A 26,633-nucleotide genomic window follows, 5' to 3' on the forward strand; every position below is an offset into this window, starting at 1 on the left:
CATGGATAGCGCTGTTCATACGATGCTCGCCGACACCTGGTTCGGCCTGATCGGCCTGATGCTGGTGTTCTATGTCGTCACCGACGGCTTCGATCTCGGCGTCGGCATTCTCACGCTTTTTCGCCGCAAGTCGTCGGACCGCGACGTGATGGCCCAGTCGATCGGTCATGTATGGGACGCGAACGAAACGTGGCTCGTCGTGCTCGGCGGCGCGCTGTTCGGCGCGTTTCCCACCGCCTATGCGCTTCTGATGGAGCATTTGTACTTGCCCGTCATGGCGCTCATCGCGGGATTGATCATGCGCGGTGCGGCGATCGAATTCCGCCATAGCGTGGAGCACGGGCCGCTGTGGGACAAGGTGTTCGGCATCGGCAGCCTGATCGCGGCGCTCGCGCAAGGCGTCGTGCTCGGCAAGGTGCTCACCGGACTCGCGCCGGGCATGGCCGCATCGATCTTCATTGCGGTGACGGCGATCGGCGTCGTCGCGGGATATTGCCTGCTCGGCTCGACTTATCTCGTCAAGAAGACGTCGGGCACGGTCGAGCAGTGGGCGCGGCGCATCGCGTTGCTGAGCGCGCTCTTCACCGTCGCCGCCGCCGCGCTGCTCACGCTCGCAACCTGGTTCGCCAGCGATATCGGCCACGGGCGCTGGACGCATCCGGCCGTCATGCATGTGCTCTTCGTGCTCGGGTTCGCATCCGTCGTAGCGTTCGCGTGCATCATGGCGTCGCTCTATCTCGGCAGCGCGAACGGGCCGTTTCGCGCCTCGGTGGCGCTCTTCGTGCTGTCGTTCGCGGGGCTCGCGATCAGCCTCTTCCCCGATTTCATTCCGGGCAAGCTCGGCATTCTCGAAGCCGCCTCCGATGCGCCGACGCTCGCGTTCATGCTCATCGGCATCGGTCTCGTGTTTCCTGTGATGATCGGCTACAACCTGTATCAGTACCACATCTTCCGCGGCAAGCTCACCGGCAGCGCGCATGCGGGCGACTGATCGAACCCGGCGACGCAAAAAAACCGCCTCACGCAGGCGGTTTTTTTCGTTCGCGGCGGCGCACGCGTCTCATAGCGGCGTCTGATCGAGCACCGAGGCCAGAATCATCGCACCCATGTTGCCCGGCACCGGCCGCGGATTCGGCGCATACACGTGATCGCCGGGTGCGATCGCGCCGCCGCTCATCGCGCAGACGCCGGCCGTGCGCGCCCGCATCGCGCGCCACACCTGATCGCCATAACAGCAGCGCGTCGAGTCGCGCCATTCGATCGTCACCGTCGTCGTCGAAGGACGCTCGATCAGCTTCACCGCGACGCGGCTGTCATGCGCTTGCGCGAAAGGACGCCTGCGCGACGGGGCTTCGACATTCACGCCATCGTTCAGCGACGTCAACCGGAAGATCGTTTGCGCCCACGGATCGAGGGCGATTGCAGCGTCAGCCATGTTCGGCTCCTTATCGAAGAGTTGCGTGGAGGGGTCCGCTCACGCGGCGTCGAGCGTGATCGTCTGCCAGTGCTTGGGCGTGGCGCCGACGAGGCGCTTGAAAACAGTCGTGAAGTGCGCCTGCGAGCGAAATCCGCAGCCAAGCGCGACGTCGAGCATGCTGTGCTTCGATGTGCGCAGCAGTTCCTGCGCGCGCTCGATGCGCTTTTGCAGCAAGTATTCGTGCGGCCGCATGCCCGTTGCGCGGCGGAATTGCGCGGCGAAATGCATGCGCGTGAGTCCCGTGCTGGCCGCGATATCCGCGAGGCTGATGTTCTCGGCGAGATGCGCATCGACGAATTCGGATACGCGGTTGATACGCCATTGCGGCAGCGCGGAGGGTTCGCGCCCGCGGGCCACCGGCGTCGAGAAATGCCGCGCGACGAGCCGCGACACGATCGCGAGACTCATGCTGTCGATGAACAGGCTGCCGAGCGCCGCGCCTTCGGTCTTGCACACGGCAAGCGCCTGACCGAGACGTTCGAGCGCGGGATCGCGAATCAGCTTCGGATCGTCGAGGACGATATCGCCCGCATGGCGTCGGTGAAAGAGATCGTCATGACATTCGGCCAAGACCTGCTGCGGCACGAACAGATGCAGCACGTCCATCGCCGATTCGAAGCGCGCGCTCACACGCGTTCCGGGCGCGGTGATCTGTACGACGCCGGCGGGCACGCGGCCATGAACCAGCTTGCGGCCCGCATGATGAAACATCAGCGACGCGCACTTCAGATTCAGGCTGATGCAATGAAACGTGCCGCAGCCATCATTGGATGCTTCGAGCGGTGCTTCACCGTGGTGCAGCCAGCGCGTCAAGGCGATCTTGCCGGCGTCGGTGGTGGTGGGCGAATGCGAGGACAAGCCCGGATGACGCCATCGGTCTTCGAGCTGGATCAATGGCGAACGCGCCGGCGTCTGCGGAGGCGAAAGCAAAGTGAGCGTCATGGAGTGGTCCGTTCGATAACAGAAGCTTTTGCGGCCGATCGGAGACCGGCATCGCGACGACTCCAAGTTAATCAAACGTAAAACGCACGCCTAGCCGTACATACGGTTGACGACACCGCCTAAAGGTTGAGTCAACCTATATCAAGGTTTGATTCGCGGGGCGCATCCAGCGGGGCGCGAAGCCGGCGCGCGCGGCGGCGGGGAAACGGGCCTGGTCACGCGTATAACACCTTCGTATGAGTGCCTAAGCCACGCGGGTGAGCGCGCTCATCCGCGCGCAGCATGCGATGCATCCGCGCGATCAGGCCATCTGCGCAAAGCCATGCGAACGTTTATCCGATGCGCCGTTGGTTGGTGAAATTCCGCTCCTTCGTAGGTGTAGTCGAAGCGCGTTGCGGCCGATAAAGTGTCGTCAAGGTCGAGACACAAGCAGAGACCAACGGCCTTGAGAGGGATATCGAATAGCATCGCTTTATTCGCATCCCTGATTAATTGGCGTCCACCATCCACCCAGGAGTTCGATCATGAAAAAGTACCTCGTCAGCCTCACCCTCGTCGCCGCTTCGCTCGCTGCACCCGCACTCGCTTTCGCGCAATCGAACGGCCCCGTCACCCGCGCACAGGTTCGCGCCGATCTCGTCGCTGTCGAAAAAGCGGGCTATAACCCGGCCGTCGCGAGCGATCCGTACTATCCCGCCGACATCCAGAAAGCGGAAGCCAAGGTCGCCGCGCAACATGCCGATGCCGCGCAAGGCTACGGCGGCACGCTGGCGGGCACGAGCGCATCGGGCAAGTCGGGCGGATCGAAGCAGGCCGCGATGAAGAACGCGTGCGTCGGTCCGATCGACTTCTGCCAGCCGTATTTCGGCAGCTGATCCCTCATTCGCCAAAGCGGAGTTTTTCATGAAGCGAATCTTGCAAGCAGCCTCGGTGCTGGCGCTGTCGGCCGGTGTATTCGGATCGAACGTCGCGATGGCCCAGGACGCCGCCCCCGCCGCCGCCACGCATGCGCCCGTCAGGAACATCGTGCTCGTTCACGGCGCGTGGGTCGATGGCTCGGGATGGAAACCGGTCTACGACATCCTCACGAAAGACGGCTATCACGTGACGATGGTTCAGGAACCGCTGACCTCGTTCGAAGGCGATGTCGCCGCGACGACGCGCGTGCTCGACCTGCAAAACGGCCCGACGATTCTGGTCGGTCACAGTTACGGCGGCTCGGTCATCACGCAAGCCGGGGTTCATCCGAAGGTCGCGGGGCTCGTCTATGTCGCGGCGCATGCGCCGAACGTGGGCGAAGACGAAGGCGCGCTCGGCAAGAAAACGCCCAGCTTTCTCGCGAAGCAGACGAACGCCGTGGAAAAAACCGCCGATGGTTATACGTATCTGAATCCGGCAGTGTTCCCGAAGGACTTCGCCGCCGATCTGCCGCTCAGGCAGGCGCAGTTCGAGTCGCATTCGCAAATCCTGACGGCGGCGCAAGTCTTCACGACGCCGCTGACGGCCGCGGCATGGACCTCGAAGCCGAGCTGGGGCATCGTCGCGGGCGGCGACAAGATCATCAATCCCGATCTGGAACGCTGGTACTACGAGCGCGCGCACAGTCACACGACGGTCATCCCCGGCGCGAGCCATTCCGTGTATGAATCGCAGCCGAAGCAGGTCGCGGCCGTGATCGAAGACGCCGCGAAGCACGCGGTGCAGTAAGCGCAGCACGCGCAGTAAGCGCGGCGGCCGTCGCATCGGGCCGCCGTGCGCATTCGTCTGTGCAATGGGTTGCGAACGAACCGTGGAGCTTGCCGCTTCGTCGTCGAAAGCCTTATATAGTGTGTGACCGCCCGTGTCCCGCACAAGGCATCGAACGATGAAACGGAGGAAACGATGGTTCGTCTCGTGATGATTCTCCTGGGCGTCGACTATCTGCGCACCCGCTGGCGCGCGGTGATGACGCTCGGGCTGCTCAGCATCGCGCTTGGCGCGGTCATCTTCATCGACGCGCTCGACGGCTCGCTCTACTTCCCGATCATTCCCTTCGCGCTGATGATGCTGCTCGAAGGGCTCGCCACGCTGGCCGTCGCGTGGACCGGCATGGGCGGACAGCGCAAGCTGCGCTACGTGAAAGGCGCGACGTTCTGTCTGTCCGCGCTGCTCGTGCTGTTTGGCGGCGAGCACGGCAACTTCGTGCTGTCGCTCATCTTCGGCACGCTGTTTCTGGTCGATGGCGCGTTGCAGATCGTCGCGGCGCGCGTGGTGCGCTATCGCAAATGGCGGCTCGCGACCGCGGGCGGCATCCTCGAAATCGCCATCGCGATCTTCTTCTATCAGCCGTATCCGGATCATTACGCGGGCACGGTCGCGTACTGCGTCGCGTTCGGGCTTTTCTTCGGCGGCTGGAACATGATCCTGCTCGCCGCGCGCGTGCGGCGCATGGCGGCGAATCCGGCCGTCGAGGGCGTGCCGGATGCGGCGGTGCAGGAAGAGACGAAGCACGCGGAATCGCCCTTCGCCGGCGCGATATGGGACGGCCCGCCCGCGCCCGACGAAGCCGCGTTGACGGTGCATGTCTGGACGCCGCTCGGCACGGCGAAATCGCAGCCGCGGCGGCAGTTGATCGTCGATCGTTACATTGCCGCCATCGACAGGAACGGCACCATCTCGACCGGCCACGCGGCGCTGGAGACGCCCGAAGGCGTGTATATCAGCCTGTATCCGGCGGTGGAGATCGACCGTTCGCCCAACGAGTTCGCCCGCACGCTGCGCGCCACCCGCGACAACGACGTGCCCGGCCTCTTTCAGCCCGACTATGCGACGGAATCGCAGGCATGGTGCCCATCGACGCAGCAGGTGCGCATCCGCAACTACGATCCCGCGCGGCTCAAGCGCTTCTGGGAGGAATACCGTCGCGATGCGACGTACAACCTCACGTATCGCAATTGTTCGAGCTCCGTCGCGCGGGCGCTGGAGGCGGCGATCGAAGGCGCATCGGCGCGCGCGTGGGGCAAGGGCGGCGGCTGGAAACCGCTCGTGCGCATCATGACGACGCCCGAGCTATGGGTCGCGGCGCAGGTGAGAAAACGCGCCGCGACGATGGCCTGGACGCCGGGCCTCACGCTCGACTACGCGCGCGCGCTCAGCATGCTCGCGGACCCGCGTCACTCGGGCTGGGTGAAGATGGCGCGCATCGCGGTGGCGACGATGTACCGCTCGCGGCAGCGCTGGCGCGCCGAAGAGCATGCGGCGGCGCGAGCGCGGGAGACGGAAGCGGTGACGGCGGAACGGCGGCCGGGCTGAACGGCCGCTATTTACTGCTCAGTTGATTTCTCGGCCGCCTTGCGGGGACGGCTCGCGCGCGACGACTTGCGCGGCGGCTTGCGCGCTTCGGTTTCGGCGGGTTCGGATGCGCCTTCCGGCACGACGTCCGCGCTTCGCTTCGCTGCGGTCTTGCGCGCGCGGCGCGGCGCGGCCGGTTTTTTCGGTGCGGGCGCGGGTGCGGGCGCGGGCGTGGGCTCAAGCTCGACCTCGGGCTCGGACTCGGGTGCGAAGACAGGCTCAGGCACGGGCGCATGCACTTCCGGCTCCTCCAGCGCAAACACGTCCTGTGCGTCCTGCACCACCGGCTTTCTTTTGCCGGGCTTCTCCCTGCGCTTGCCGTTCCCGCCCGCTTCCTTGTCCCTCGTTGCGGCCGGCGGGACGTCGGCGGGCCTCACATCGACCGCCGCGACCTGCGCGGAGCGAAACACGAACGCGCCGGATTTATCGTCGCGGCCGACTTCCAGCAGGCCGCGCGACTGCGCTTCGTCGAGCAGATTGCCGAATGCCCGGAAACCGTACTGCGATTCGCTGAAGCCCGGCTTGCGCCGCTTGATTGCGCTCTTCAATACCGACGCCCAGATCTTGCCGCTCTCGCCGCGCTCCGATGCCAACGCCTCGAAGGTCTCGACCGCGATCGCGATCGCCTGCGACTTGCGCGAGTCCATCTCCTGCTTCGGCTGGCGCTCTTCTTCCGGCGCGCGCCGGGTCTCGCGCGCATCGCGTTTGGCCTGCGCGCGTTGCTGCTCGCGCACGAGGTCGTCGTAGAAGATGAATTCGTCGCAGTTCGCGACGAGCAGATCGGACGTGGACTGCTTCACGCCCACGCCGATCACTTTCTTCGCGTTCTCGCGCAGCTTCGACACGAGCGGCGAGAAGTCGGAATCGCCGCTGATGATGACGAAGGTATCGACATGCGATTTGGTGTAACAGAGATCGAGCGCATCGACGACGAGACGGATATCCGCCGAATTCTTGCCCGACTGGCGCACGTGCGGAATCTCGATCATCTCGAAGCTGGCCTCGTGCATCGCGGCCTTGAAGCCCTTATAGCGGTCCCAGTCGCAATAGGCTTTCTTGACGACGATGCTTCCCTTCAGCAGCAGGCGTTCGAGCACGGGTTTGATATCGAACTTCTCGTACTTCGCATCGCGAACGCCGAGCGCGACGTTCTCGAAGTCGCAGAACACCGCCATGCTGACGCTTTCCTGAGGTCCAGCCATATGATTCTCCAGCCGTACGGCTTGATTGGGATGCGCACATGATAGCGTGTCGGCGTTCGCGCGAAGCGAATGCGCGGATCATGGCTCGCCGTCGCTCTCCGCCTGCTTCACGCGGTGCGCCAGCAGTTCGTCGAGCGTGTCGTTCGCCTCGCGCATCAGACGTTCGACGACTTCGCCCGCCGCCATCCGTTCGTTCACGAGCGCCGACGATTCCCCCGCGAACAGCGCCATCTTCTCCAGATCGCCGGTCGTCGAGCGCAGTGGAGAGTTCGTGCTGTACAGCTCGACTGGGCCCGCTTCGTCGTGCGCGACGATCTCGCGCGGCAGCGCATACGGATCGTTGCCGAAGCGATGATCGCGCGACGCATCGGTGACGCTGTTCGCGAGCACGCGCACCGGCGAGCCCGCGGGCCAGTTGATCGCGTAGAGATCGGTGTGGACGGTGTCGCCCGCGCGCGCGTCGATCACGCGTTGCTTGTGATAGTCGTGCGCATAGCATTCGTGCGTCGTCAGGAAGACCGTGCCGCAGTGGATGCCGCTCGCACCCAGCGCGAGCGCGGCGACGAGGCCCGCGCCCGTCGCGATCCCGCCCGACGCCGCCACCGGCACGCGAAGGTGTGCCGCGATCTCGGGCAGGAGCGTCATGATGCCGGTCGAGCCGCGCACGTGCCCGCCCGCTTCCACGCCCTGCGCGATGATCACGTCCGCGCCTGCTTTTTCCGCGCGCAGCGCGTCTTCGAGCGAGCCGACCTGATACAGCACGAGCGCCCCGCTGTCCTTCGCGCGCGCGACGATCTCGGGGTACACGTCCCAGAAAAAGCACAGGGCGGGCACGCGCAGGGCGAGGCACGCGTCGAGTTCGGCGGCGAGCAAATCGGGCTTCGTGCCCGCGGGAATCAGATTGACGCCGAATGGCCGGTCGGTCGCGGCCCGCATGGCGGCGACTTCGCTCGCGATCGTTTCCGGCGACTCGCGCACCATGCCGAGCAGGCCGAAGCCGCCCGCATTGCACACCGCCGACGCGAGCTCGGCGCGCGCCGGCCCGCCCATGCCCGCGGAGAGAATCGGATAACGGCAACCGAGCACGCGGGTCAGTTCGGTGTCGAATGGCGCAGCGTTCGCGATCATGTCGGCCTCGCGCGTGAAAACGGCCCGAACGCAAATGACGGACCCACGACAAGCCTAGACGCGCCGCGACGCGCTTTCAAGCTGGCCGGCAGCGGTGAAGTCAGGGTTTCCCGTAACGTGCGGCGAGCGTGGCGAGGTCGCAGCGGACCCAGTCGGCGTCGGCGGCGAATTGTTCGTCGGACATGCCGGGTTGACGGAACAGCGTGAGCGCCACTTCCGCGCCCGCGCCGTTCTGATAGACGCGCAGCGGAACGTAGACCTCGTCGCCGTTTGGCAACGTGACGCGATGATCCATGATCCCGAACGCGTTGTGCGCGGTGAAGCGGATGGCCACCTCGCCGCCCGGACCGCGGGCCACCCAGTGATCGCCCCGGCCTTCGAGCGTCGAGTGCGCGAGTCCCGACGCCCACGCCGGAAAGACCTCCGGACGCCAGATGGCCTCGTAGAGCGCGCGCCAGTCGCGCTCGATCGTCACGGTGAGGGTCTGGGTCTGCATCGTCACACGGGTGTCACGTTTCGATCTTCGACATCACCGCCGTGGCCGGATCGTAGCGATAGCCCTTTTGCGCGAGCTGTTGCGTCATCTTGTCGCCGATGAGCTTCTGCTGCGCCTCGCGAAGCACGAGTTCGTGATCGGGCTTCAGACGCTCCAGTTCGACCGCGAGACGGCGCATCAGCGCGACTTCGCCGGTGCTGCGGGCATCGATGAACAGGACCTTTTCGTTGGCCACGTCGAGGCGCTGGCGCAAGTCCTTCGCGTACGTCACCCATTGCTCGGCGTTGGCGCGAAGGTCGTCGTAGGCCTTCGAATGCGCCTTGGCCTGCGCCGCAATCTGACGCTCCAGCGAAGCGCGTTCCGATTCGTCGCCCTGCTCCTTTTCGACGAGGCGCTTCGCAAGATCGGTCGCGTTCTTCTCCGCGGACTCGGCGCGTTCGCGCAACGCGTTGACTTCGTTCGATACGCGCGCGAGTTCGGCGCCCTGCTCGGCCTTCTCTTCCATCAGCAAGCCGATGCGCTTGCGGGCGTCATCCAGCTCGACGCCCACGCGGTTCAACTGATCGCGCTGCGCCGCGAGTTCCGTGTTGCGCGCGGTCGTGCTCTCGCGCTCCGTGGCGAGCGCGCCGCGCGCCTCGTTCAACTCGGCTTCGAGTGCCGACGCGCGCGCGAGACTGTCGCTCAACTGCGCCTCGATGGCCTGCGCGCGCGATTGCGCGGCGCTCGCATCCTGCGACCAGCGCTCGAGTTCGGCCGATTTTTCCTGCGACACGAGGCTCAGCGCGTCATGTTCCTGACGCACGCGGTCGCGTTCACCGGTAATCTGCGCGAGCGCTTCGTCCTTGCCCGCCATCAACGCATGCAGTTCCGCATGGTCCTGACGCGCCCGGTCGCGCTCTTCGGCGAGCTGCGCAAGGGCGCCGTCCTTGCCCGCGAGCGACGCGTGCAGTTGCTCGTGCTGCTGCAACGCCTGATCGCGCTCGCCGCCGATACGCGCGAGTTCTTCGTCTTTGCCCGAAAGCGACGCGCGCAATTCCTCGTGCAGCTGCAATGCCTGATCGCGCTCGCCGCCGATACGCGCGAGTTCTTCGTCTTTGCCCGCGAGCGACGCGCGCAATTCCTCGTGCCGCTGCAACGCCTGATCACGCTCGCCGCCGATACGCGCGAGTTCTTCGTCTTTGCCCGCCAGCGACGCGCGCAATTCCTCGTGCTGCTGCAACGCCTGATCGCGCTCGCCGCCGATACGTGCAAGTTCTTCGTCCTTGCCCGAAAGCGCCGTATTCAGCGCTTCCTTCGCGCGCCGTTCTTCCTCGATCGACGCCTTCAACGCTTCCAGTTGCGCCTGCTCCGCCGACGCGCGCTGCGCAGCCTGCTCGACGCGCGCCTCGGCGTTCTGGACGCGCCCCGCCGCCGCCGCGAGCTCTTCCCGCAGACGCGCGACCGAGTCTTCCGACGCGCGCAGCGCGCTCAGCAACTCCGTCATCTGCTGACGGTTTCTCGTGGACTCGTCGCTGGTCTTCTCGAATTCGGCGAGCGCCTCGTCGCGTTCGGCGAGCGCGATCGAAAGCCGCTGGCTCACGACGGAAAGGCGCTGGCTCGAGAGCCGCTCGGTCTCGTCGTGCGACACGGTCCAGAGCCGGCGCGCGACGTTTACGAGCGTCTCGGCGAGGTCGTCGGGAAGGCCGCTCTGCGCCGGCTGCTGCGGCACGTCGGGGTGACGCGCATCGCGCCAGCGCTGCAGCCCGGCCGCGATGGCGACGACCGAGCCGCCCTGCGCTTCCGCCTGAACGGTCATGGGGGATACCTTGCGGCCTTCTTCGGACAGGCGATCGGCGATCGACGCGATCTGTTCGTCAGTGATGTTATTTGCGTCTGTGGGCATAAGCGCCTCGAAAATCAGTGGCGTCGCACTCAATAGAACTGCGATACGTTGTTACATTCGGCGGAACCGCGCGGGGCGGAAAGGAATGATACCGATTTTCCCCGCTTCCATGCCGGATGTCAGACGATATGCCGCCAAAATGGGGCCGCTCGCAGCGGAAAGCGCGTCGCGCGCATCGCCATGATTCGAGGCTTCGGAACAACGCAACGAGCCCGGACGGAAGAACCGTCCGGGCTCGAAAACGCGCCGAACCGGGCGCTTACGGCTTCGCGTAGATCGGGCCGAGGCCGATCACGGCCGTCTCTGCCGAACGCGCGCCCGAGGCCGAAGCGCCGTCCACCGGCGCGCCGTAGGCCGTCAGGCCCTTCGCGGCGTCCACGCGCGCCTGCGCGGCCTGGATGTTTTGCGGATACTGCGTCTGGTCGCTCGCGGGGTTGTAGCCCGCCTTTTCCAGTTCGACGAGTTGCGCGCGCACGTCCGCGCGGGTGATCGGCTGGTTCGACTGCGCGAACGAGAAAGCCGGAAGCGCGACAGCGGCAGCGACGATCAGCGATTGGATGACTTTCATGATTGACCTCCAGAGTGTGTGATGGAAACCCGCGTGTAATCGTTCGGGCCTGGAGGTATTAGAACCACGGGACGTATCTGGCTTATTTCGGTTATGAATCGGCGTGTGTCGGCACATAACGCCGATACAGTGCGATACAAAGCCCGCCCGCCCCGCCGCGCGCGGTCTACAATCGCCCGGGCCGTATCGCGCGGCGAAACGAACAAGGGAGAAGACCCATGCAGACCCCGCGCCCCTCGCTGAACGCCCTGCGCGCGTTCGAAGCCGTGGCGCGCCTGCGCAGCATGACGCTCGCCGCGCAGGAACTCTGCGTCACGCACGGTGCGATCAGCCGTCAGGTGAAGGCGCTGGAAGACACGCTTGGCCTTACGCTGCTGGTGCGCTCGGCGCAGTCGTCCGACCCGACGCCCGAAGGCAAGCGCCTCGCCGAAGGCCTCACGACCGCGTTCAATCTCATCGACGCGAGCATCGAGCAACTCAAGCCCGAGCCGCTCACGCTGTCGTGCTCCGCGACCATCATGATGAACTGGCTCATACCGCGCATCGCGGGGTTTCATCGGCGTCATCCGCAGACCGAGTTGAAGTTCAACATGAATTACGACCAGATCGATTTCGTGCGCGACAAGATCAGCGTCGCGATTCGCGCGAGCACGATCGAGCCGCCGAAGGACGCGATCACGCGCAAGCTCATCGACGAATGGATCGGGCCGGTCTGCTCGCCGGAATATGCGCAGTCCATCCGCCTCGCCGCGCCCGCCGATCTTTCGCGCGCAAAGCTGCTGTCCACGCGCACGCGTCCCGAAGCGTGGGACGACTGGTATCGCGCGACGAACCTCGAGCCCGTCGCGGGCGCAAGCGCGGATGTCTACGACCACTTTTATCTGCTGATCCAGGCGGCGGTGTGCGGGCTCGGCGTCGCGCTCGTGCCGCAAATGCTCGTCATGAACGATCTCGTGTCCGGCAAGCTCGTCGCGCCGTTCGGTTTCGCGCCGGGGCCGCGCGAGCTCGTGCTGTGGGTCGCGCCGCATCTGCGCGCGCATGCCGATGTCGCGCAACTCGAACGCTGGCTCATCGAACAGATGAGCGAAAGCCTGCAAGAGATGACGGCGTTTCTGAACGCGTGAGCCGGATCACGAAGCGCCGTCGCGCACCGTCCCGAAGAACGATACGCCGCCGATCTGCCCGCCTTTGAGCACGATTTCGAGTCCGTCGCGCGCGGGATCGTCCGACCATGCGCGGCACAGCGGCGCGCCCGGCGCCATGCCCGCCGCGACGCTCAGCGCGGCGATGCCGAGCCTGCTCGCGACTTCGCCCGAACTGTCGCCGCCCGCGACGACCACGCGCCGCACAGGCGTGCGATCGAGCAGCCGGCGCATGACGTCGGCGAGCGTTTCGCCGACGCGGCGCGCGGCTTCGGCGCGCGAGAGCTGTGCGCTGGCGGCGATGTCGTCGAAGGCGAGCACATCGGGATCGTCGGGGCCTTCCGCGCTGAATATCAGCGGGCTTCGGCCCGCGTGCACGGCCTCTGCCGCAATGCCGGCGACGCGCTCGATCTCTTCTTCGCGCGACTGCGCATCGAGCGCGCGGCGCAAGTCAAGGCGCTCGACGCAAAAACCGTTCTCGCGCGCCCAGCGAATCTGCTGCGCCGTCACCGGCGAACAGCTTCCGCTGACAGCCGCGATCACATCGACGGCGCGCGCCGCGGCGAGGCCCGGCGTCGGCGGCACGAGACCGCACGCGCGCCAGTGCGCCGCGAGCGCATATTGCAATCCCGACGACGACGCCGTGAACACGCCCTCGCCGCGCGCTTCCCACACCAGCTTGCCGGCGGCGGCGAGCGTTTCTTCGTCGAGCACGTCGATCAGGACGACGGGCGTGTCGTCGTTCAAGAGCGAATCGAGGCGTTCGCGCACATCGCCCGAACGCAACTGCACGAAATCGATCAGGCCGATGCGCCGTTGCGTCTGCCGGCCCAGATGCACGCGCAGATCCGCTTCGTGCATCGGCGTGACGGGATGGCGCGACATGGTCGGATGACGGTCCAGCCGATAGCCCGCGCCATCGACCGCCGCGAACAGATTGCCGAACGCCTGATAACGCTTCAGACGCGGCGCGCCGACGATCATCGGCGACCACGCGCCGCGCATGTGTGTGACACCGATATCGATCGCGCGCCCGATCGATCCGGTCTGCGGCGATGAATCGAAGGTCGAGCAGACCTTGTATTGCAGAATCGGCGCGCCCAGCGCGGCAAGGCTCGCGAAGGCGCGCGGCAATTCGTCGTCCATCCATTGCGGACTGCGCCCGCGCGACGATCCCGCGAGGCCCACGCAGCGCACGCCGGGAAAGCGCGCGAGCAGTTCGGGCGTGGGCGTTTGCAGGCAGAGCAGCGTCGGCACGCCGGCGGCGGTCATCGCTTCCATCGCGTCGGTGGAGCCGGTGAAGTCGTCGCCGTAGTACGCCAGAAGCAAACCGTCGTCGGTCATTTCCAGAACTCCAGCGCGGCCTTGAGCGCGGGATTGCGCTCGGCATGACGCGCGAGCGGCACGCCTTCCATGGCCGCGACCCAGGCCTCGCGCAGCGCCTCGACGCCCGCCGCGACGCCGCCCGGATGCCCGAAGATGCCACCGCCCGCCGTGTGGATCAAGTCCGCGCAGCCGATCGCCGCATACGTGTCCGCCGCCTGCAAGCCGGTCTGGCCGGAGCTGAAGACGGGCATCGCGGTGAGCGGCGCCGATTCCATCACCGGCGAAAGCACAGCGCGCGCCGCCGCGATCACGCTTTCATCCGATTCGCTGAACTTGTTGCGCAGGCCGTTCACATGCAGATGATCCGCGCCCGCGAGACGCCACAGCATCTGCCACGGCGCGTAGTCCCAGCCGAGCGCCTCGCTGCGCGTCAGATAACCCCAGCCCGCGCGATGCGCGTGAATCGGCATCTGGCTGTGCTTGCGCAATTCGTGCATGCCGACGAGCCCGATCGAATTGAGCACCGCCATCACGCAGGTGCCGCCCTGTTCGAGCACGAGATCGTGGCGGCGCTTCATCTGATCGAGATCGCCCGTCACGTTGAACGCGACCATCACCTTCTTGCCGGTGCGCTCGGCGTGATCGTTGACGACGCGCATCACCGCGCGCACGCGTTCGTCGAACGGGCAATGCGAGCCGTCGGCCTGCAATTCGTCGTCCTTGATGAAATCGATGCCGCCCGCGACCAGCGCCTTCACCTGCTCGGCGGTCTCCTGTGGCGACAAACCGACGCTCGGCTTGATGATCGTGCCGATGAGCGGCCCGTGCGTCACGCCCGAGAGCTTGCGCGTGCCCTCGATGCCGAACGCGGGGCCCGGATACGCCTTCGCGAACGAATCGGGCAGACGCAGGCCCGTGAGCCGCAGGCCCGAAACCTGGCGCAACTCGAACAGATTGCCCGCGATCGTCGACATGAGATTCGGCAGCGACGGCCCGAAGTTTTCGATCGGCCACGACAGTTCGAGCGTGCATTGCGTATAGCACTTCGACTCGGCGCCGCCCGCGAGACTCGGCGTTTCGCTATGGTCCAGCACGTCGAGCCGCTCGACGCGCGCGCCCGAGCGCGCCTTGAGTTCCGGCGTTTCGTTGGGCAGCGCGATAAAGGTGCCGCTCGACTGCTCGCCCGCGATCGTCTCGGCGGCAGTGCGCGGGTCGACGCCGGTTTCGAGCCAGTAAGTGGCGTGGATGCGTTCTGTCACGGTCATGTCCTCAAAATCGGTTGGCGCTCACGTGATCCGGCGAATGCTTTCCGCGATCTCTTCGCGGTCGAACACGTTCTTCCAGTCGTCGCGCATGAGACGCGGCTTGCCGAACTCGATCGCCTTGTTGCAGGCATCGGAGAACGCGCCGGGAATCTCGTTGAAAATCACCGCGCCGAGAATGTTCATGTGGCCGAGCAGGAAGTCGCGCGCGGCCTGTTCGGGCACGCCGCGCTTGATGGTCTCGTCCATCGCTTCGCGCATCACGTAGAGCAGCGTGGCGCAGATCGTCTCCGAGAGGCCCGGCTCCAGAATCGCCATCTGATCGACCGTCAGGCGATACGAACGCAGAATCGGCGCGTAGATCACTTTCGCGACGGCCTCGCCGAGATCGAACGCGTCCTCCGGGCCTTGCATTAACGCGCTGACGATCGACTGCTTCGCATGCGCGCCGCCGAAGTGATCGTGCAGCGATTTTTCGTCGAGGTCGTAGTTGAAGATGACCGGATGGCACGGATGCGCGACGAAGTAGGTCAGATCCTTGCGGTCCGGAAGATGGCCCGCGAACGGCGCGGCGGCGTCGAGCGTCATGACCATCGTGCCGGGCCTGAGCTTCGGCGCGATCTCGTGCGAAAGCTTGCCGATGAGCGTATCGGGCACGGCGAGAATGACGACGTCGGCGCCGTCGATGGCGGCATCGGCGGATACGACATCGATGCCGAGTTCGTCCTTCAGGCGCTTCTGCCCGGCCGCGCCCGGCTCCACATGCGCGACGCGATAATCCGATTTCAGCAGATTGCTCGACAGGCGCACGCCCATCTTGCCGCCTGCGCCGAACAACGCGATCTTTTCCTTCATGTCGATAACTCCAGTGTGAGGTTGACGTTCAATGTGCGTTCGCCGCGACGGCGTCGGGCGCGCGTTCCTGGCTCGTGCGTCCGATCGCGAAGGCGAGCGCGGCCGACATCAGCATCATCGCGCCGACGATCAGCATCGGCAGTTGATACGAGCCGGTCATGTCCTTCGCCATGCCGGTGATATACGGCGCGACGAAACCCGCGAGATTGCCGACCGTGTTGATGAGCGCGATGCCCGCGGCGGCTGCCGCACCCGACAGAAAACGCGCCGGCAGCGCCCAGAAGTTCGGCAGCGCGGAGAAGATCGCGCAGGCCGTCACGGTGATCACCGCGATGGTCGCGGCGGGCGAGCCCATCTGCAGCGCGAGCGGCACGCTCACCGCGCCGACGAGCGCGGGCACCGCGATATGCCACGAGCGCACGCCGCGCTTGGTCGCATCGCGGCTCCAGAGGAACAGCGCGAAGGCAGCGGGCAGATACGGAACCGCCGTGATCAAGCCCTTCTGGAACACGTTGAAGTGCGTGCCGAAGCGCGTCTCGAAGCCGCCGATGATCGTCGGCAGGAAGAACGCGAGCGCATAGAGGCCGTAGATCAGGCCGAAGTACATCAGCGCGAAGAGCCAGACGCGGCCGCTCGTCAGCGCAGCCATGGGATTGCCGTGGCCGCGCGCGCCCGATGCGCCTTTCGCGCGGTCCTCTTCTTCGAGGCGCGTGGTCAGCCAGTCGCGTTCGGCGGGCGTGAGCCATTTGGCGTCGGCGGGTTTGTCGGTCAGATAGAACCACGCGATCACGCCGACCAGAATCGCCGGAATCGCGACGCCGAAGAACATGATGCGCCAGCCCGCGAGACCGAAGAGGCCATGCGCTTCGATGAGGAGCGCGGCGAGTGGCGCGCCGATGACGATGGTGAGCGGCTGCGCGAGATAGAACAGCGCGAGGATATGGCTGCGATGCTTCGCCGGCACCCACATGCTGAGAAAGAGAATCGCGCCGGGAAAGAAGCCCGCTTCAGCGACGCCGAGCAGAAAGCGCAGCGTATAAAGCCCGCCGATGCTGCTGACCCACGTGAAGAGCAGCGCGACGACGCCCCACGTCACCATGATGCGCGCGAGCCAGCGGCGCGCGCCGAACTTGTGCAGCGCGAGATTGCTGGGAATCTCCAGCACGATATAGCCGATGAAGAACACGCCCGCCGCGAGGCCGAATTGTGCGGCGGTGAGACCGAGATCCTTGGTCATCCCGTTGGGCCCGGCGAAGGAGATCGCGGTCCGGTCGAGAAAGTTGATGAAGAACATCAGCGCGACGAACGGCACGAGCCGCCACGACACCTTCCTGATCGCCGATCGCTCGACGGACTGCGTATCTGCAACGTTCATGTCTCCTCCAGACGGTGCGCACGGGTGTGGTCAACTTGTGGGATGAGTAGACCACCGCGCGACGGAGGCAAGACATAGGGGGAAACGTGGAATTCTGTCGATTTTTTCTCACAGGGTGAGGCGGGAAAGTCAACTGATTCTATGGCCCCTGCCGCGATAGCCGGGCGAAAACCTCACAGCATGGAAGACCGTCCGCAGCTGCGGCACGTTGACCGGTAAGTAGCGAAAAATGTATAGTGTAGCTATACACAATGCGAAACTTGTCGGCCTGCAATGGTACGACTTCGCCAACCTACCCACCGGAGCACCCCAATGGCTAATCGTTTCACGTACCGGGAGGACCATGATCAAGTCATGGCGACACAAGGGTCTAGAGGAATTCTTCGTCAGGGGAAGTAAGGCTGGCATCAGGCCCGACCACGCTTCCAGACTGAGGCGTCAGCTGGCCCAACTCGACGCTGCACAGTCGCCGCAGGATATGAACATTCCAGGCTGGCGACTTCACGCATTGGAAGGCTCGCTTCACGGCCATTACGCTGTAAGCGTGAATGGAAACTGGCGGATGACGTTCAGATTCGAAGGCATTGATGCTGTCCTGGTGGACTACCAGGACTATCACTGAGGTTCAACACATGTCTCAAATGTTCAATCCCCCTCACCCGGGGGAAAGCCTTCGGGAAGACGTTCTTCCGGAACTCGGCTTGACGGTGACGCAAGCGGCCCAACAGCTCGGCGTGACGCGCGTCGCCCTGTCGCGCGTACTGAACGAGCGCGCCGGCATTTCGCCGGAAATGGCGCTTCGGATCGAAGGCTGGCTCGGCGTGGAGAATGGTGGACGTGCGGACCTCTGGCTGGCCCGGCAAGCGGCGTACGATCTGTGGCAAGCACGATCCAAAGGGGCACCCAAGGTCGAGCGCGCGCATATCTGAATTTCATCGCGATCACAAAACAAAGGGCGCTGCGGCGCCCTTTGCTTTCTCTACGTGCCGGCGCATGACCGGCACGCGGCCCCGCCCGTAGGAGGCAACGATCTAGCCGCGCATCACGCCGCCACCTGCACAACCCGCCCGGCCGTCTTCCCCCGGCTCACCGCCGCGAGCGCCGTGAGGCTGATCACCGCGGTGAACATCATGTAGAAGCTCGGCGCCGCCTTGCTGCCGGTCGCGCTCAGGAGCCAGATGATGATCGCGGGCGTGAAGCCGCCGAACACCGTCACGCCGATGTTGTAGCCAATCGACATGCCCGTCGCGCGTGTCGATACCGGAAAGATCTCCGACATCAGCGCCGGCAGCGCGCCGAAGTAGATCGCCTTCAACAGCGCGAGCCACGCGACGAGTCCGAACAGCGCCGCCACCGACACATGCGACACGACATACGAGAACGCCGGATAGCCCGTCACGAACAGCAGCAGCGCCGCCGTCGACATCTGCTTCACGCGGCCGATCTTGTCGGAGAGATGGCCCGCGAACGGCGTGACGAAGGTCAGCATGATCCCGGCGACGGTGCTCGCCGCGAAACCGGTCGACGCATCGAGATGCAGCTCGCGGATCGCGAAGGTCGGCACGTACTGCAGCAGATAGTTCACCGCCGTCGAGACCGTCAGCGCGCCGATCGAAATCAGCAGCAAGGTCTTTTGCCGCGCGAAGACGTCGCGCACCGGCGTGTCCGTGTGCTCGGCTTCGGTGTAATCGGCCGCGTCTTCGAGATAGCGGCGCAGCAACAGACCCGCCGGCCCGATCAGCAAGCCGAAGAAGAACGGAATGCGCCAGCCCCATGCGGCAAGCTCCGCGGCGGGCATCAGCTTGGCGAGGGCGAAGCCGAAAAGCGACGCGAGCAAGGTCGCAAGCCCTTGCGTCGCGAACTGCCAGCTCGCGAGCAAGCCGCGGCGCTCGGGTGCGTGCTCGATCAGCATCGCCGTCGAAGGGCCGAATTCGCCGCCCGCGGAGAAACCCTGGATCAGGCGCGCGATGAACACGCCCGCCGGCGCGAGCAGCCCGATCGACGCATAAGGCGGAATCACCGCGATGATCGCCGTGCCGATCATCATCAGGCCCACCGACATCATCAGCGCCGCCTTGCGCCCGCGCTTGTCCGCATACGCGCCGAGCACCATGCCGCCGATCGGGCGCACGAGATAGGACGCGCCGAACGAGCCGAACGTGAGCAGCATCGAGGCCGTCTCGTTCGCGGCCGGAAAGAAGTTCTTCGCGATATACACCGCGAAAAACGCATAAATCGCGATATCGAACCATTCGAGCGCGTTGCCGACCGAAGTCGCGAGCACGATTTGCGTCAGGCTCAGAGGCTTTTTGTTCATGATGTCAGCGTGTCATGAGTGACGGTTGATCAATACGCGTTGCGCGTGGCGGCGATCGCGGCGCCCGTGTCGCCGAGATCCCACCAGAGGCCCGCCATCACGCCGAGGGATTCGCGCATCACGGAACCCAGCACGTGTTCGTTCGGCGCGTGCTGATTGCACGCGGGATACGAATGCGGCAGCCAAAGCGTCGGCAGGCCGAGCGTTTTCGCGAAGACATCGTTGGGCACGGTTCCGCCCAGATTCGGCAGCAGCGCGGGCTTCTTGCCGGTCGTCGCGCGCATCGAATCGAGCGCCCAGCGCACCCACGGATCGCCGAGATCGAGACGCGTGGCGGGCGTGCCGCGCGTCGCCTCGACCTTCACTTCAGCGAAGCCATGTTCAGCGAAGTGACGTTCCAGATGCGTCTGGAGGTTCTCCCAGTCCGTGCCGACCACGAAGCGCAACTGGCACACCGCTTTCGCGAAAGGCGGAATGGCGTTGACGGGCGCATCGGCGTTGCCGGATTTCATCGCGAGCACTTCGAGCGCGTTCCATCCGATCACGCGTTCGGTCGGCGTGAGACCCGGCTCGCCCCACGATGGATCGATTTCGGGCGAGCTGTCGTCGCGGCCGAGTTCGATATCGGCGAGTGCCTCGCGCACGGCCTGTGAGATCGGCGGCGGGCGCAATCCTTCCACCGCGATGCGTCCGTTCCGGTCGACGAGACTCGCGAGCGCATGCGACAGCACGACCGCCGGATTGCGCAGCACGCCGCCCCAGTTGCCCGAGTGATGTCCGCCTTCGCGCAGGTTCACGGTCAGTTCGAACGGCACGCCGCCGCGAGAGCCGAGAAAGAGCGTCGGGCGCTCGGCGGAGACGCGCGGTCCGTCGGAGGCGATGAACACGTCCGCCGCGAGTGCATCCTTGTGCGCGGCGCACACCTCATTCAGACCCGGCGAGCCAATCTCCTCGCCGGTCTCGAAGATCACCTTCACGTTGTAGCCGAGCCGCCCCTGGCGCGCCTCCAGCGCCGCCGCGAGCGCGGCGATGTTGACCGAATGCTGCCCCTTGTTGTCGGCGGTGCCGCGTCCGTACCAGCGGTCTTCATCGACGACGATGTCCCACGGCTTCAGGCCCGCGCGCCATTGCTCGTCGTAGCCGCGCACGACATCGCCGTGACCATAGGTGAGCACGGTCGGCACGTCATCGGACTCGTGACGCGCGGCGATCAGAAACGGCGGCCCGCCCGCGACAGGGTTCTCCACGATGCGCGCGGTAAAGCCGAGTCGCGCGAGCGTGTCGCTGACTTCGTCGGTCAGATAGGCGTGCAACGCGGGATTCGCGCCGTTCTGGCTTTCCGTGCGAAACGCGACGCGGCGCTGCAAATCCGCGAAAAACGCGCCCGAATCGAAGGCCTTGCACGCGATGGCGATAGCGGTTTCGCGAGTGTTCTGGGGTTCTTTCACGACGTCTCCGGCTGGTTTGTCTTGACGATTGCGGCCAGTCTAGAAACATCAAAAATTCGCGACAATTTCAAATTTTGCGGATAGCATTGCCAAAAAGGCAACGCTCGGAAAGGCATCGTGCTGCACGGCATCGCACTCAAATACTTCGTGGAGGTCGCGCGCTCGGGCTCCCTCGCGGCGGCGTCGGAACACCTGCACGTCGCGGTGTCGGCCATCAGCCGGCAGATCGCGAAGCTGGAGGAACAGGCGGGCACGCCGCTTTTCGAGCGCATGCCGCGCGGCATGATCCTGACCGAAGCGGGCGAACTGCTCGTGCAGCACGCGCGCCGCGCGTTGATGGACGGCGACGCCGTGCTCGATGAAATCTCGGAGATGCACGCGCTCGGGCGCGGCATCGTGCGCATTGGCTGCACGGAGGGTTTCACGCGCTGCTTTCTGCCAAGCGTGATGGCGGCGCATTACCGCGCGTATCCGCGCACGCGCTTCGTGATGCGTTCCGGTACGCCGGGACAGGTCGAGCATTGGGTCGCGAGCGGCGAAGTCGATGTGGGCCTCGCGTTCTCGACGTCGACTTCGACGGCATTGAGCGTCGAATACAGCGTGAAAGCGCCGGTCTGCGCGCTGCTGCCGCCGACGCATCCGCTCGCGGGCAAGGCGAGCCTCACGCTCGACGACATCTTGCAGTACCCCACCGCCGTGCTCGATCGCGGCACCACGGTGCGTCAGCTCATCGACTGGTGCTGTTCGGCGCGCGGCGTGCATCTAGAGCCGGTGCTGACGAGCAACAACTCCAGCGCAATGCATCACTTCGCGGCGCTCACCGGCGCGATCACGCTCGGCAGCGCCGTCGCGCTCGAAGGCGATCCCGGCCCGCCGACGCTCGTCGCCACGCCTATCGACGAGCCTTTGCTCAACGAGCGTCTATTGCAGGTCACGGTGATGCGCGAACGCCGCCTGCCGCCCGCCGTCGATCAGTTCCTGAAGTCGCTGTCGAATGCGCTGCGCGACAGTCTCGGCAAGCCCGGCACGCGCGCCCGCAAGAAGCAACGCTAGCGCGTCACTGCGTGGCGACCCACCACGTCGTGCCGGCGGCATCGCGAAAGCCGCCGCGGAAGTCGTCGTCGTCGCGTTTGCGGGCGGGCGCCTGCACGCTGTGCGCGCCGTTCGCGAGCGCGCGATCGTAGACGGCCTGCGCATCGCGCACATACACATGGATATGCGGCCCCGACGAATGATGATCGGTCGCACCGCCACCGATCATCACGATGCTGTCGTCGATGCGCACTTCGGCATGCATCAGCGAGCCATCGGGACGATCGAAGCGGCGCACCAAAGCGGCATCGAAAACGCGCTCGAGAAACGCGATGATCGCGTCGGCGTCTTCGCAGACGAGATAAGGGCTGACGGAGGGATAGTTCGCGGGCTTCCATTCGCTCATGACATCTCCGAATCGTGAAAACAGGATCAGCCAGCGTAAATCATTGCCGCGACAGCATCAAACCCCTTCCACGACATTCTCATCGTCGAGCGTGTTCGACGCGGCTTTCGGCATCTCGGGCGCGGGCTCCGGCGCGGGTTCGTACCGGTGCACGTCGTGCGTGACGAAACCGAGATCGTGACTCGGCACCTCGAACCACTCCGGATGCGCGAACGACCGCCGGATATCTTCCAGCCCGCTCGCCCAGTGCTCGTCCATCGTGTCGATGCTGAACTCGTAGTCCTTGTAATGCCCCTCGAAGAACTTGTTCTTGTAGATGAGATGCACGACGTTCATCGCGCCGCCATCGGCGATTTTCTGTGCTTCGCGCAAGAGCGGATGCGCGCGCCGTGCTTTCTCCGGAATATGTTCGAGCAGTTCCTTGATAAGCCGCGAGTGCTTGCGGTTATGCGACACGAAATCGGTGATCGCGCGCGTCCTGCTCGAAAATTGAATGTCCTTCGTGCGCTCGCTCACGTCCAGAAAATCGCCCGGCAGCGTGCCGCGCGCGCTCCATAGATCCACCTGAAACACGAGCGTGTCCTTGCGCTGACAGTCGCGGACGATCTCCGTCAACGGCGTGTTCGACACGAGCCCGCCGTCCCAGTAGAACTCGCCATCGATCTCGACCGCCGGAAAGCCCGGCGGCAACGCGCCCGACGCCATGAAATGCTCGGGCGCGAGACGTATGTTCCGGTTGTCGAAGTAGACGAGATTGCCGTTGCGCACGTTCACCGCGCCCACCGACACGCGCATATCGCCATGATTGATGCGGTCGAAGTCGGCGTATTGCAGCAGTGTCGATCGCAAGGCGGACGTGTCGTAATAGCTCACCTCGTTCGGACGCTTCCTGTGCGGGCGCCCCCCGAAATTCGGCAGCTCCACGCGCGGCGAGTAGAAGCCCTTCTGCCCTTCGGTCAGCGCGCGTGCCGCCGCCCACATGCTCGAGAACTTGCGGCCGAGATTCGCAAAGCCGAAGGCCGCGGGCACGAACGCGCCCACGTTGCCGATCAGATCCGCGGGCTGGCAGACCGTGCTCCAGAAACCGTGCAGCGCGGCCACGCGGTCTTCCGGCGCATTGCCCGCGATGATCGCGGTATTCAGCGCGCCGATCGAAATGCCCGATGTCCAGGTGGGCTCGACGCCGCTTTCGGCGAGCCCTTCGAACACGCCGGCCTGATACGAACCCAGCGCGCCGCCGCCTTGCAGCACGAGGCAGACCTCGTCGTAGTCCGGGAGCGCGACGTGATTCGCCTGCGTGAGTGTGTTGCGTCGACTGCGGCGCATGGATTCTCCTTATCGTTTATTGCATGAACCAGCCGTGGCTCACGACGATCGACTGGCCGGTCAGCGCATTCGATTCGAAGCCCGCGAGAAACGCGACCGTGTTCGCCACATCGGCGACGGTCGTGAATTCGCCGTCCACGGTTTCCTTCAGCATCACGTTCTTCACGACGTCGGCTTCGGAGATGCCGAGCGCCTGCGCCTGTTCGGGAATCTGCTTCTCGACGAGCGGCGTGCGCACGAAACCGGGGCACACCACGTTGGCGCGCACGCCGCGCGGGCCGCCTTCCTTCGCGACGACGCGCGCGAGTCCGAGCAGGCCGTGCTTCGCGGTCACGTACGCCGACTTCAGCTTCGAGGCTTCATGCGAGTGCACCGATCCCATATAGATGATCGAGCCGCCCTTGCCCGATGCGGACATGTGCTTGATCGCGGCTTTCGTCGTGAGGAACGCGCCGTCGAGATGGATCGCGAGCATCTTCTTCCAGTCCGCGTACGCGTACTCTTCGATCGGCGCGACGATCTGAATGCCCGCGTTCGACACCAGCACGTCGATGCCGCCCAGCTTCGCGACCGCGTCTTCGATGCCGGCGTTCACCGCGTCTTCGCTGGTGACGTCCATCGCCACGGCGATCGCCTTGCCGCCCGCTTCGACGATGCTGTCCGCCACTTTCTGCGCATTCGCGATGTTCAGATCGGCGATGACGACCGCCGCGCCATCGGCTGCGAGCTTGCGCGCCGTCTGTTCGCCGATGCCGCTTGCTGCGCCCGTCACGAGCGCGACTTTTCCTTGCAATGCCATGTGTGTTTCCCTTGTTGGAGTCATTGATTGACGGCGAGCCTGAGCCCGTCGCCGGAGGCGAGATAGTCGTAGGCGACTTCGCCGATATCGAGCGTGAGATTCGCAACCACGTGCCGCGCGCCGATCACCTTGCGCACGGGCAGATCCGCGACGGGCGCGAGCGCGTGCGCGTGCAGTTCCAAGGCGGCCGGGCCTTCCCACGCGCCGGTCACGGTCACGTCGCGCAGGAAGAAGCGCACGAGTTCGCACACGCGCGCGGTGCCATCGACGTGCGGCAGCACCTTCAGCAGATAATTCGGCGTTTCGGCGAGCTTCCTGCGCTCCGCTTCGAGATCGAGCGGACGATACTTGTAGCCCATCGTGCCTGTGGCGATGCGCTGCGAGCCGTAATCGAGCGAGCCGAGCAGCGTGTCCTTGCCATCGACGGCGAGATGCGGGCGCGCGAGCTTCTTCGGGAAGCCCCAGATCTCGCGGCCGCCCGCGATCGGGCCTTCGTCGTCGAGATACATCGCGTGCGTGTAGCTGCCCTTGTTGCCGTCCGGATCGATCACGGAAATGACCTGGCCGCTTTCGGTGTAGTCGCCGAAGCCGGAGGAATCGGGCATGCGAATGAATTCATAATGGACGAGATTGCTATCCACCTTGAGCGGCTCAGGCACCACGGCGCGCAGTGCGTCGGGGTCGGTCTCATAGGTGATGATGAAGTACTCGCGATTGAGGAAGCGGAACGGCGGACGCGGATAAGCGGGATTGTGAACGGGCATGGCGAACGCATGCCGGCGGATGTCGTCTTCTTTCACTGCATCGCTCCTGACGTTGGGACAGGCAAGATAGTAGACGCAGTGTGTGACATCTGTCGCTGACGGCCGGCAAGCCGGATGTGCCGATCGAAGCACTGCGAAACGACAAAATCCCGTTGCTTCAATGCCTTATGCGCCGCCACTGACGAATTGCCGTTTTTTGTGCAATATACTGTTGCCTTAGGCGGCCCGGCTTTGAGGCGTATCGGCGCCCTCGTGCCGGTTTTCCGTAAGGCCATCTCCTTCAAGCGAGTCTCCGATGAAAACGTCCCTGAAGAAAACCCTCGTGCTTTTCGTGCTCGCGGCATTTGCGGCGCCGACACTGTCGTTTGCGGCTGCGGATTATCCGGATAACAAGGCGCGCCCCGCGTACAAGAAGGGACATAAGCACAAGAGCAAGAAGTCGACGACGACGCCCCCGCCTGCTTCGCAGTCTCAGTCGCAGCCGCAATAAGGCCTCATTCGGGCTTCATTCAGGCTTCATTCGCACGCAGGACGCGCGTGCTTTTTTAGCGCCTTGACACGCGCGGCGCCGGGTTGCGTCGATGCGCCTCGTTGCGAGCGCGCATGGCATGCAGCCGCGCCGCGCTGATGGGCGCGCGCGTCGCCATGGCTTCCAGCGCGGCCAAGGCCGGTGCGGCGCCGCAGATCGCCGCGGCTTTGGCATCGGCATCGAGTTCGAGGGCGGCCGAGCGCTTGGCGCCATGCGCGCGCCAGATCTTCGAGCATGCGATGAACGCGGCCATGAACCCGAGGCCGGGCACGCCGACGTGCCAGAGATCGACGTCCGCCGCGGTTGCGAACGCGATGCACGGTATCGTCAGAAGCGCTGTTGTCGCCATGAGCGTGCATGCGAAATCGAAGAGCATCGTTGCGCGTTGCGTGGCGTGACCGACTTCGTGCGCCACGACGATGCGCAGTAGCGATTCGGGCAGCGCCAGCGTTTCGCGATCGATTTCGATGCGGTTGAAGAGCGCTTCGTAGCACGGGCCGCCGCAGGATTCCACGAAGCGCACGCGTGGCGGCGCGACGTGCAGGGCGGCGGCGTCGGTGGCGATTAAGGCGAGCACGTGGCGTTCTTTTGCGCTCGGGGGCATGGTCGTGAGCCGGGCTGTCCCGCTGCGGAGCAATTCCGCGCGGGCATCGGATCAATATACACCGGGATGGGGTCGTTGAGTTCCCGTCGAATTGCGTCGTCCGATGATGAGTGGCACTTCAGGCCTAATCGCCGATGCTCGCGCTCGTGCTACCGATCAGCGTGCATCCGCACTCAGTGTGATGTCCGTGCAAAGCGACCCGTTCGTCCCCGATCGTAAAGCTCGGATGGGCTTCGACAATTTTGTTGATGCCATGAGGGCGGCCATCCGGATAGGTCTGAGGGCAGTCAACCAGATCGCCCAAACGAGCGATTGCCTTGTCGCCGATGGAATGCGTCTCCGATCCAGTGATGACCTTGCCGCCGTGCGATGTGGTGTCACCCACCACGATAATCTGTAATGCCATTCGAAGCTCCCGGAGGG

The 26,633-nt window shown here is 65.0% G+C and carries 28 protein-coding genes; 9 read left to right on the forward strand and 19 right to left on the reverse strand.

From position 1 onward, the window contains the following. Window position 1: 1 nt before the first annotated feature. A complete protein-coding gene (locus LY284_RS32780; RefSeq protein WP_233390628.1) occupies window positions 2–991 on the forward strand; it encodes a cytochrome d ubiquinol oxidase subunit II in 990 nt (329 codons plus the stop codon). A gap of 69 nt (window positions 992–1,060) precedes the next feature. On the opposite strand, the gene LY284_RS32785 is transcribed toward LY284_RS32780, so the two are convergent. After that, window positions 1,061–1,435, reverse strand: coding sequence for a DUF3331 domain-containing protein (locus tag LY284_RS32785; protein ID WP_233390635.1), 375 nt, complete (start codon window positions 1,433–1,435; stop codon window positions 1,061–1,063). A gap of 39 nt (window positions 1,436–1,474) precedes the next feature. Further along, complete coding sequence (locus LY284_RS32790) at window positions 1,475–2,419, reverse strand: helix-turn-helix domain-containing protein (RefSeq protein WP_014252156.1); 945 nt, start codon at window positions 2,417–2,419, stop codon at window positions 1,475–1,477. Window positions 2,420–2,943: 524 nt separating this feature from the next. Here LY284_RS32790 and LY284_RS32795 point away from each other — a divergent pair. From LY284_RS32795 to LY284_RS32805, 3 genes are all read left to right on the forward strand, one after another. Further along, a complete protein-coding gene (locus LY284_RS32795; protein ID WP_233390637.1) occupies window positions 2,944–3,294 on the forward strand; it encodes a DUF4148 domain-containing protein in 351 nt (116 codons plus the stop codon). A 28-nt stretch (window positions 3,295–3,322) separates the two neighbouring features. Beyond that, window positions 3,323–4,126 (forward strand): alpha/beta hydrolase, encoded by an 804-nt coding sequence (locus LY284_RS32800; RefSeq protein WP_014252154.1) that lies wholly within the window; start codon window positions 3,323–3,325, stop codon window positions 4,124–4,126. Window positions 4,127–4,300: 174 nt separating this feature from the next. Beyond that, window positions 4,301–5,710, forward strand: coding sequence for an HdeD family acid-resistance protein (locus LY284_RS32805; RefSeq protein WP_233390643.1), 1,410 nt, complete (start codon window positions 4,301–4,303; stop codon window positions 5,708–5,710). A gap of 11 nt (window positions 5,711–5,721) precedes the next feature. Here LY284_RS32805 and LY284_RS32810 read toward each other — a convergent pair whose 3' ends face one another. From LY284_RS32810 to LY284_RS32830, 5 genes are all read right to left on the reverse strand, one after another. Next, a complete protein-coding gene (locus LY284_RS32810) occupies window positions 5,722–6,951 on the reverse strand; it encodes an NYN domain-containing protein (protein WP_233390670.1) in 1,230 nt (409 codons plus the stop codon). Window positions 6,952–7,029: 78 nt separating this feature from the next. Continuing rightward, a complete protein-coding gene (locus LY284_RS32815) occupies window positions 7,030–8,079 on the reverse strand; it encodes a nitronate monooxygenase family protein (RefSeq protein ID WP_233390672.1) in 1,050 nt (349 codons plus the stop codon). A 100-nt stretch (window positions 8,080–8,179) separates the two neighbouring features. Then, window positions 8,180–8,575: a polyketide cyclase gene (locus tag LY284_RS32820; protein WP_233390677.1), complete on the reverse strand. Its 396-nt coding sequence runs from the start codon at window positions 8,573–8,575 to the stop codon at window positions 8,180–8,182. A 13-nt stretch (window positions 8,576–8,588) separates the two neighbouring features. Beyond that, complete coding sequence (locus tag LY284_RS32825; protein WP_233390704.1) at window positions 8,589–10,457, reverse strand: DNA-binding protein; 1,869 nt, start codon at window positions 10,455–10,457, stop codon at window positions 8,589–8,591. Between the two features lie 259 nt (window positions 10,458–10,716). Further along, window positions 10,717–11,025: a DUF4148 domain-containing protein gene (locus LY284_RS32830; RefSeq protein WP_045460245.1), complete on the reverse strand. Its 309-nt coding sequence runs from the start codon at window positions 11,023–11,025 to the stop codon at window positions 10,717–10,719. Window positions 11,026–11,243: 218 nt separating this feature from the next. Between LY284_RS32830 and LY284_RS32835 the strand changes: the two genes are divergently transcribed. Next, window positions 11,244–12,149, forward strand: a complete 906-nt coding sequence (locus LY284_RS32835; RefSeq protein ID WP_233390710.1) for a LysR substrate-binding domain-containing protein — start codon at window positions 11,244–11,246, stop codon at window positions 12,147–12,149. A gap of 6 nt (window positions 12,150–12,155) precedes the next feature. Here the strand turns inward: LY284_RS32835 and oiaK are convergent, their stop codons facing one another. From oiaK to LY284_RS32855, 4 genes are read right to left on the reverse strand one after another with little or no spacing between them, the layout of a single operon-like run. Continuing rightward, complete coding sequence (gene oiaK / locus LY284_RS32840; protein WP_233390712.1) at window positions 12,156–13,511, reverse strand: 3-oxo-isoapionate kinase OiaK; 1,356 nt, start codon at window positions 13,509–13,511, stop codon at window positions 12,156–12,158. Continuing rightward, window positions 13,508–14,758 carry a ribulose-bisphosphate carboxylase large subunit family protein gene (locus tag LY284_RS32845; protein WP_014252145.1) on the reverse strand — a complete coding sequence of 417 codons (1,251 nt, stop codon included), beginning with the start codon at window positions 14,756–14,758 and terminating at the stop codon, window positions 13,508–13,510. The genes oiaK and LY284_RS32845 overlap by 4 nt, the downstream gene beginning before the upstream one ends. A gap of 21 nt (window positions 14,759–14,779) precedes the next feature. Further along, on the reverse strand, window positions 14,780–15,610 hold the full coding sequence (locus LY284_RS32850) for a phosphogluconate dehydrogenase C-terminal domain-containing protein (RefSeq protein ID WP_014252144.1): 831 nt from the start codon (window positions 15,608–15,610) through the stop codon (window positions 14,780–14,782). A gap of 28 nt (window positions 15,611–15,638) precedes the next feature. Continuing rightward, window positions 15,639–16,985 carry an MFS transporter gene (locus tag LY284_RS32855; protein WP_233390721.1) on the reverse strand — a complete coding sequence of 449 codons (1,347 nt, stop codon included), beginning with the start codon at window positions 16,983–16,985 and terminating at the stop codon, window positions 15,639–15,641. A gap of 343 nt (window positions 16,986–17,328) precedes the next feature. Between LY284_RS32855 and LY284_RS32860 the strand changes: the two genes are divergently transcribed. Both LY284_RS32860 and LY284_RS32865 read left to right on the forward strand, forming a co-directional pair. Then, window positions 17,329–17,607: a type II toxin-antitoxin system RelE/ParE family toxin gene (locus LY284_RS32860; RefSeq protein ID WP_233390723.1), complete on the forward strand. Its 279-nt coding sequence runs from the start codon at window positions 17,329–17,331 to the stop codon at window positions 17,605–17,607. Window positions 17,608–17,617: 10 nt separating this feature from the next. Continuing rightward, window positions 17,618–17,914: a HigA family addiction module antitoxin gene (locus LY284_RS32865; RefSeq protein ID WP_233390733.1), complete on the forward strand. Its 297-nt coding sequence runs from the start codon at window positions 17,618–17,620 to the stop codon at window positions 17,912–17,914. Window positions 17,915–18,027: 113 nt separating this feature from the next. Here LY284_RS32865 and LY284_RS32870 read toward each other — a convergent pair whose 3' ends face one another. Together LY284_RS32870 and LY284_RS32875 are read right to left on the reverse strand one after the other, a co-directional pair. Further along, window positions 18,028–19,305 carry an MFS transporter gene (locus tag LY284_RS32870; RefSeq protein ID WP_233391101.1) on the reverse strand — a complete coding sequence of 426 codons (1,278 nt, stop codon included), beginning with the start codon at window positions 19,303–19,305 and terminating at the stop codon, window positions 18,028–18,030. A 26-nt stretch (window positions 19,306–19,331) separates the two neighbouring features. After that, complete coding sequence (locus LY284_RS32875) at window positions 19,332–20,750, reverse strand: M20 family metallopeptidase (protein ID WP_233390743.1); 1,419 nt, start codon at window positions 20,748–20,750, stop codon at window positions 19,332–19,334. A gap of 117 nt (window positions 20,751–20,867) precedes the next feature. Here LY284_RS32875 and LY284_RS32880 point away from each other — a divergent pair, with 117 nt between their 5' ends. Beyond that, window positions 20,868–21,803 (forward strand): LysR family transcriptional regulator, encoded by a 936-nt coding sequence (locus LY284_RS32880; RefSeq protein ID WP_233390745.1) that lies wholly within the window; start codon window positions 20,868–20,870, stop codon window positions 21,801–21,803. A gap of 4 nt (window positions 21,804–21,807) precedes the next feature. Here the strand turns inward: LY284_RS32880 and LY284_RS32885 are convergent, their stop codons facing one another. Genes LY284_RS32885 through LY284_RS32900 form a run of 4 tightly spaced genes read right to left on the reverse strand, consistent with a single transcriptional unit; the run spans window position 21,808 to window position 25,113 of the window. Next, the gene (locus tag LY284_RS32885) at window positions 21,808–22,188 is read right to left on the reverse strand and encodes a VOC family protein (RefSeq protein WP_233390747.1); all 381 of its coding nucleotides are present in this window, start codon (window positions 22,186–22,188) and stop codon (window positions 21,808–21,810) included. Between the two features lie 57 nt (window positions 22,189–22,245). Then, window positions 22,246–23,514, reverse strand: a complete 1,269-nt coding sequence (locus LY284_RS32890) for a patatin-like phospholipase family protein (RefSeq protein WP_233390756.1) — start codon at window positions 23,512–23,514, stop codon at window positions 22,246–22,248. 16 nt (window positions 23,515–23,530) lie between these two features. Next, window positions 23,531–24,313, reverse strand: a complete 783-nt coding sequence (locus LY284_RS32895) for a 3-hydroxybutyrate dehydrogenase (protein WP_233390758.1) — start codon at window positions 24,311–24,313, stop codon at window positions 23,531–23,533. 20 nt (window positions 24,314–24,333) lie between these two features. Then, window positions 24,334–25,113, reverse strand: coding sequence for an acetoacetate decarboxylase (locus LY284_RS32900; RefSeq protein ID WP_233390760.1), 780 nt, complete (start codon window positions 25,111–25,113; stop codon window positions 24,334–24,336). Between the two features lie 259 nt (window positions 25,114–25,372). Here LY284_RS32900 and LY284_RS32905 point away from each other — a divergent pair, with 259 nt between their 5' ends. Then, window positions 25,373–25,567, forward strand: a complete 195-nt coding sequence (locus LY284_RS32905) for a hypothetical protein (protein ID WP_041733317.1) — start codon at window positions 25,373–25,375, stop codon at window positions 25,565–25,567. Between the two features lie 55 nt (window positions 25,568–25,622). On the opposite strand, the gene LY284_RS32910 is transcribed toward LY284_RS32905, so the two are convergent. Both LY284_RS32910 and LY284_RS32915 read right to left on the reverse strand, forming a co-directional pair. Further along, entirely contained in the window at window positions 25,623–26,183 is a 561-nt protein-coding gene (locus LY284_RS32910; protein WP_233390768.1) for a hypothetical protein, read from the reverse strand. A gap of 151 nt (window positions 26,184–26,334) precedes the next feature. Further along, the gene (locus LY284_RS32915; RefSeq protein WP_233390770.1) at window positions 26,335–26,616 is read right to left on the reverse strand and encodes a PAAR domain-containing protein; all 282 of its coding nucleotides are present in this window, start codon (window positions 26,614–26,616) and stop codon (window positions 26,335–26,337) included. Window positions 26,617–26,633: the final 17 nt, after the last annotated feature.

This window comes from Caballeronia sp. PC1 (assembly GCF_021353155.1).
GTDB lineage: Bacteria > Pseudomonadota > Gammaproteobacteria > Burkholderiales > Burkholderiaceae > Caballeronia > Caballeronia cordobensis.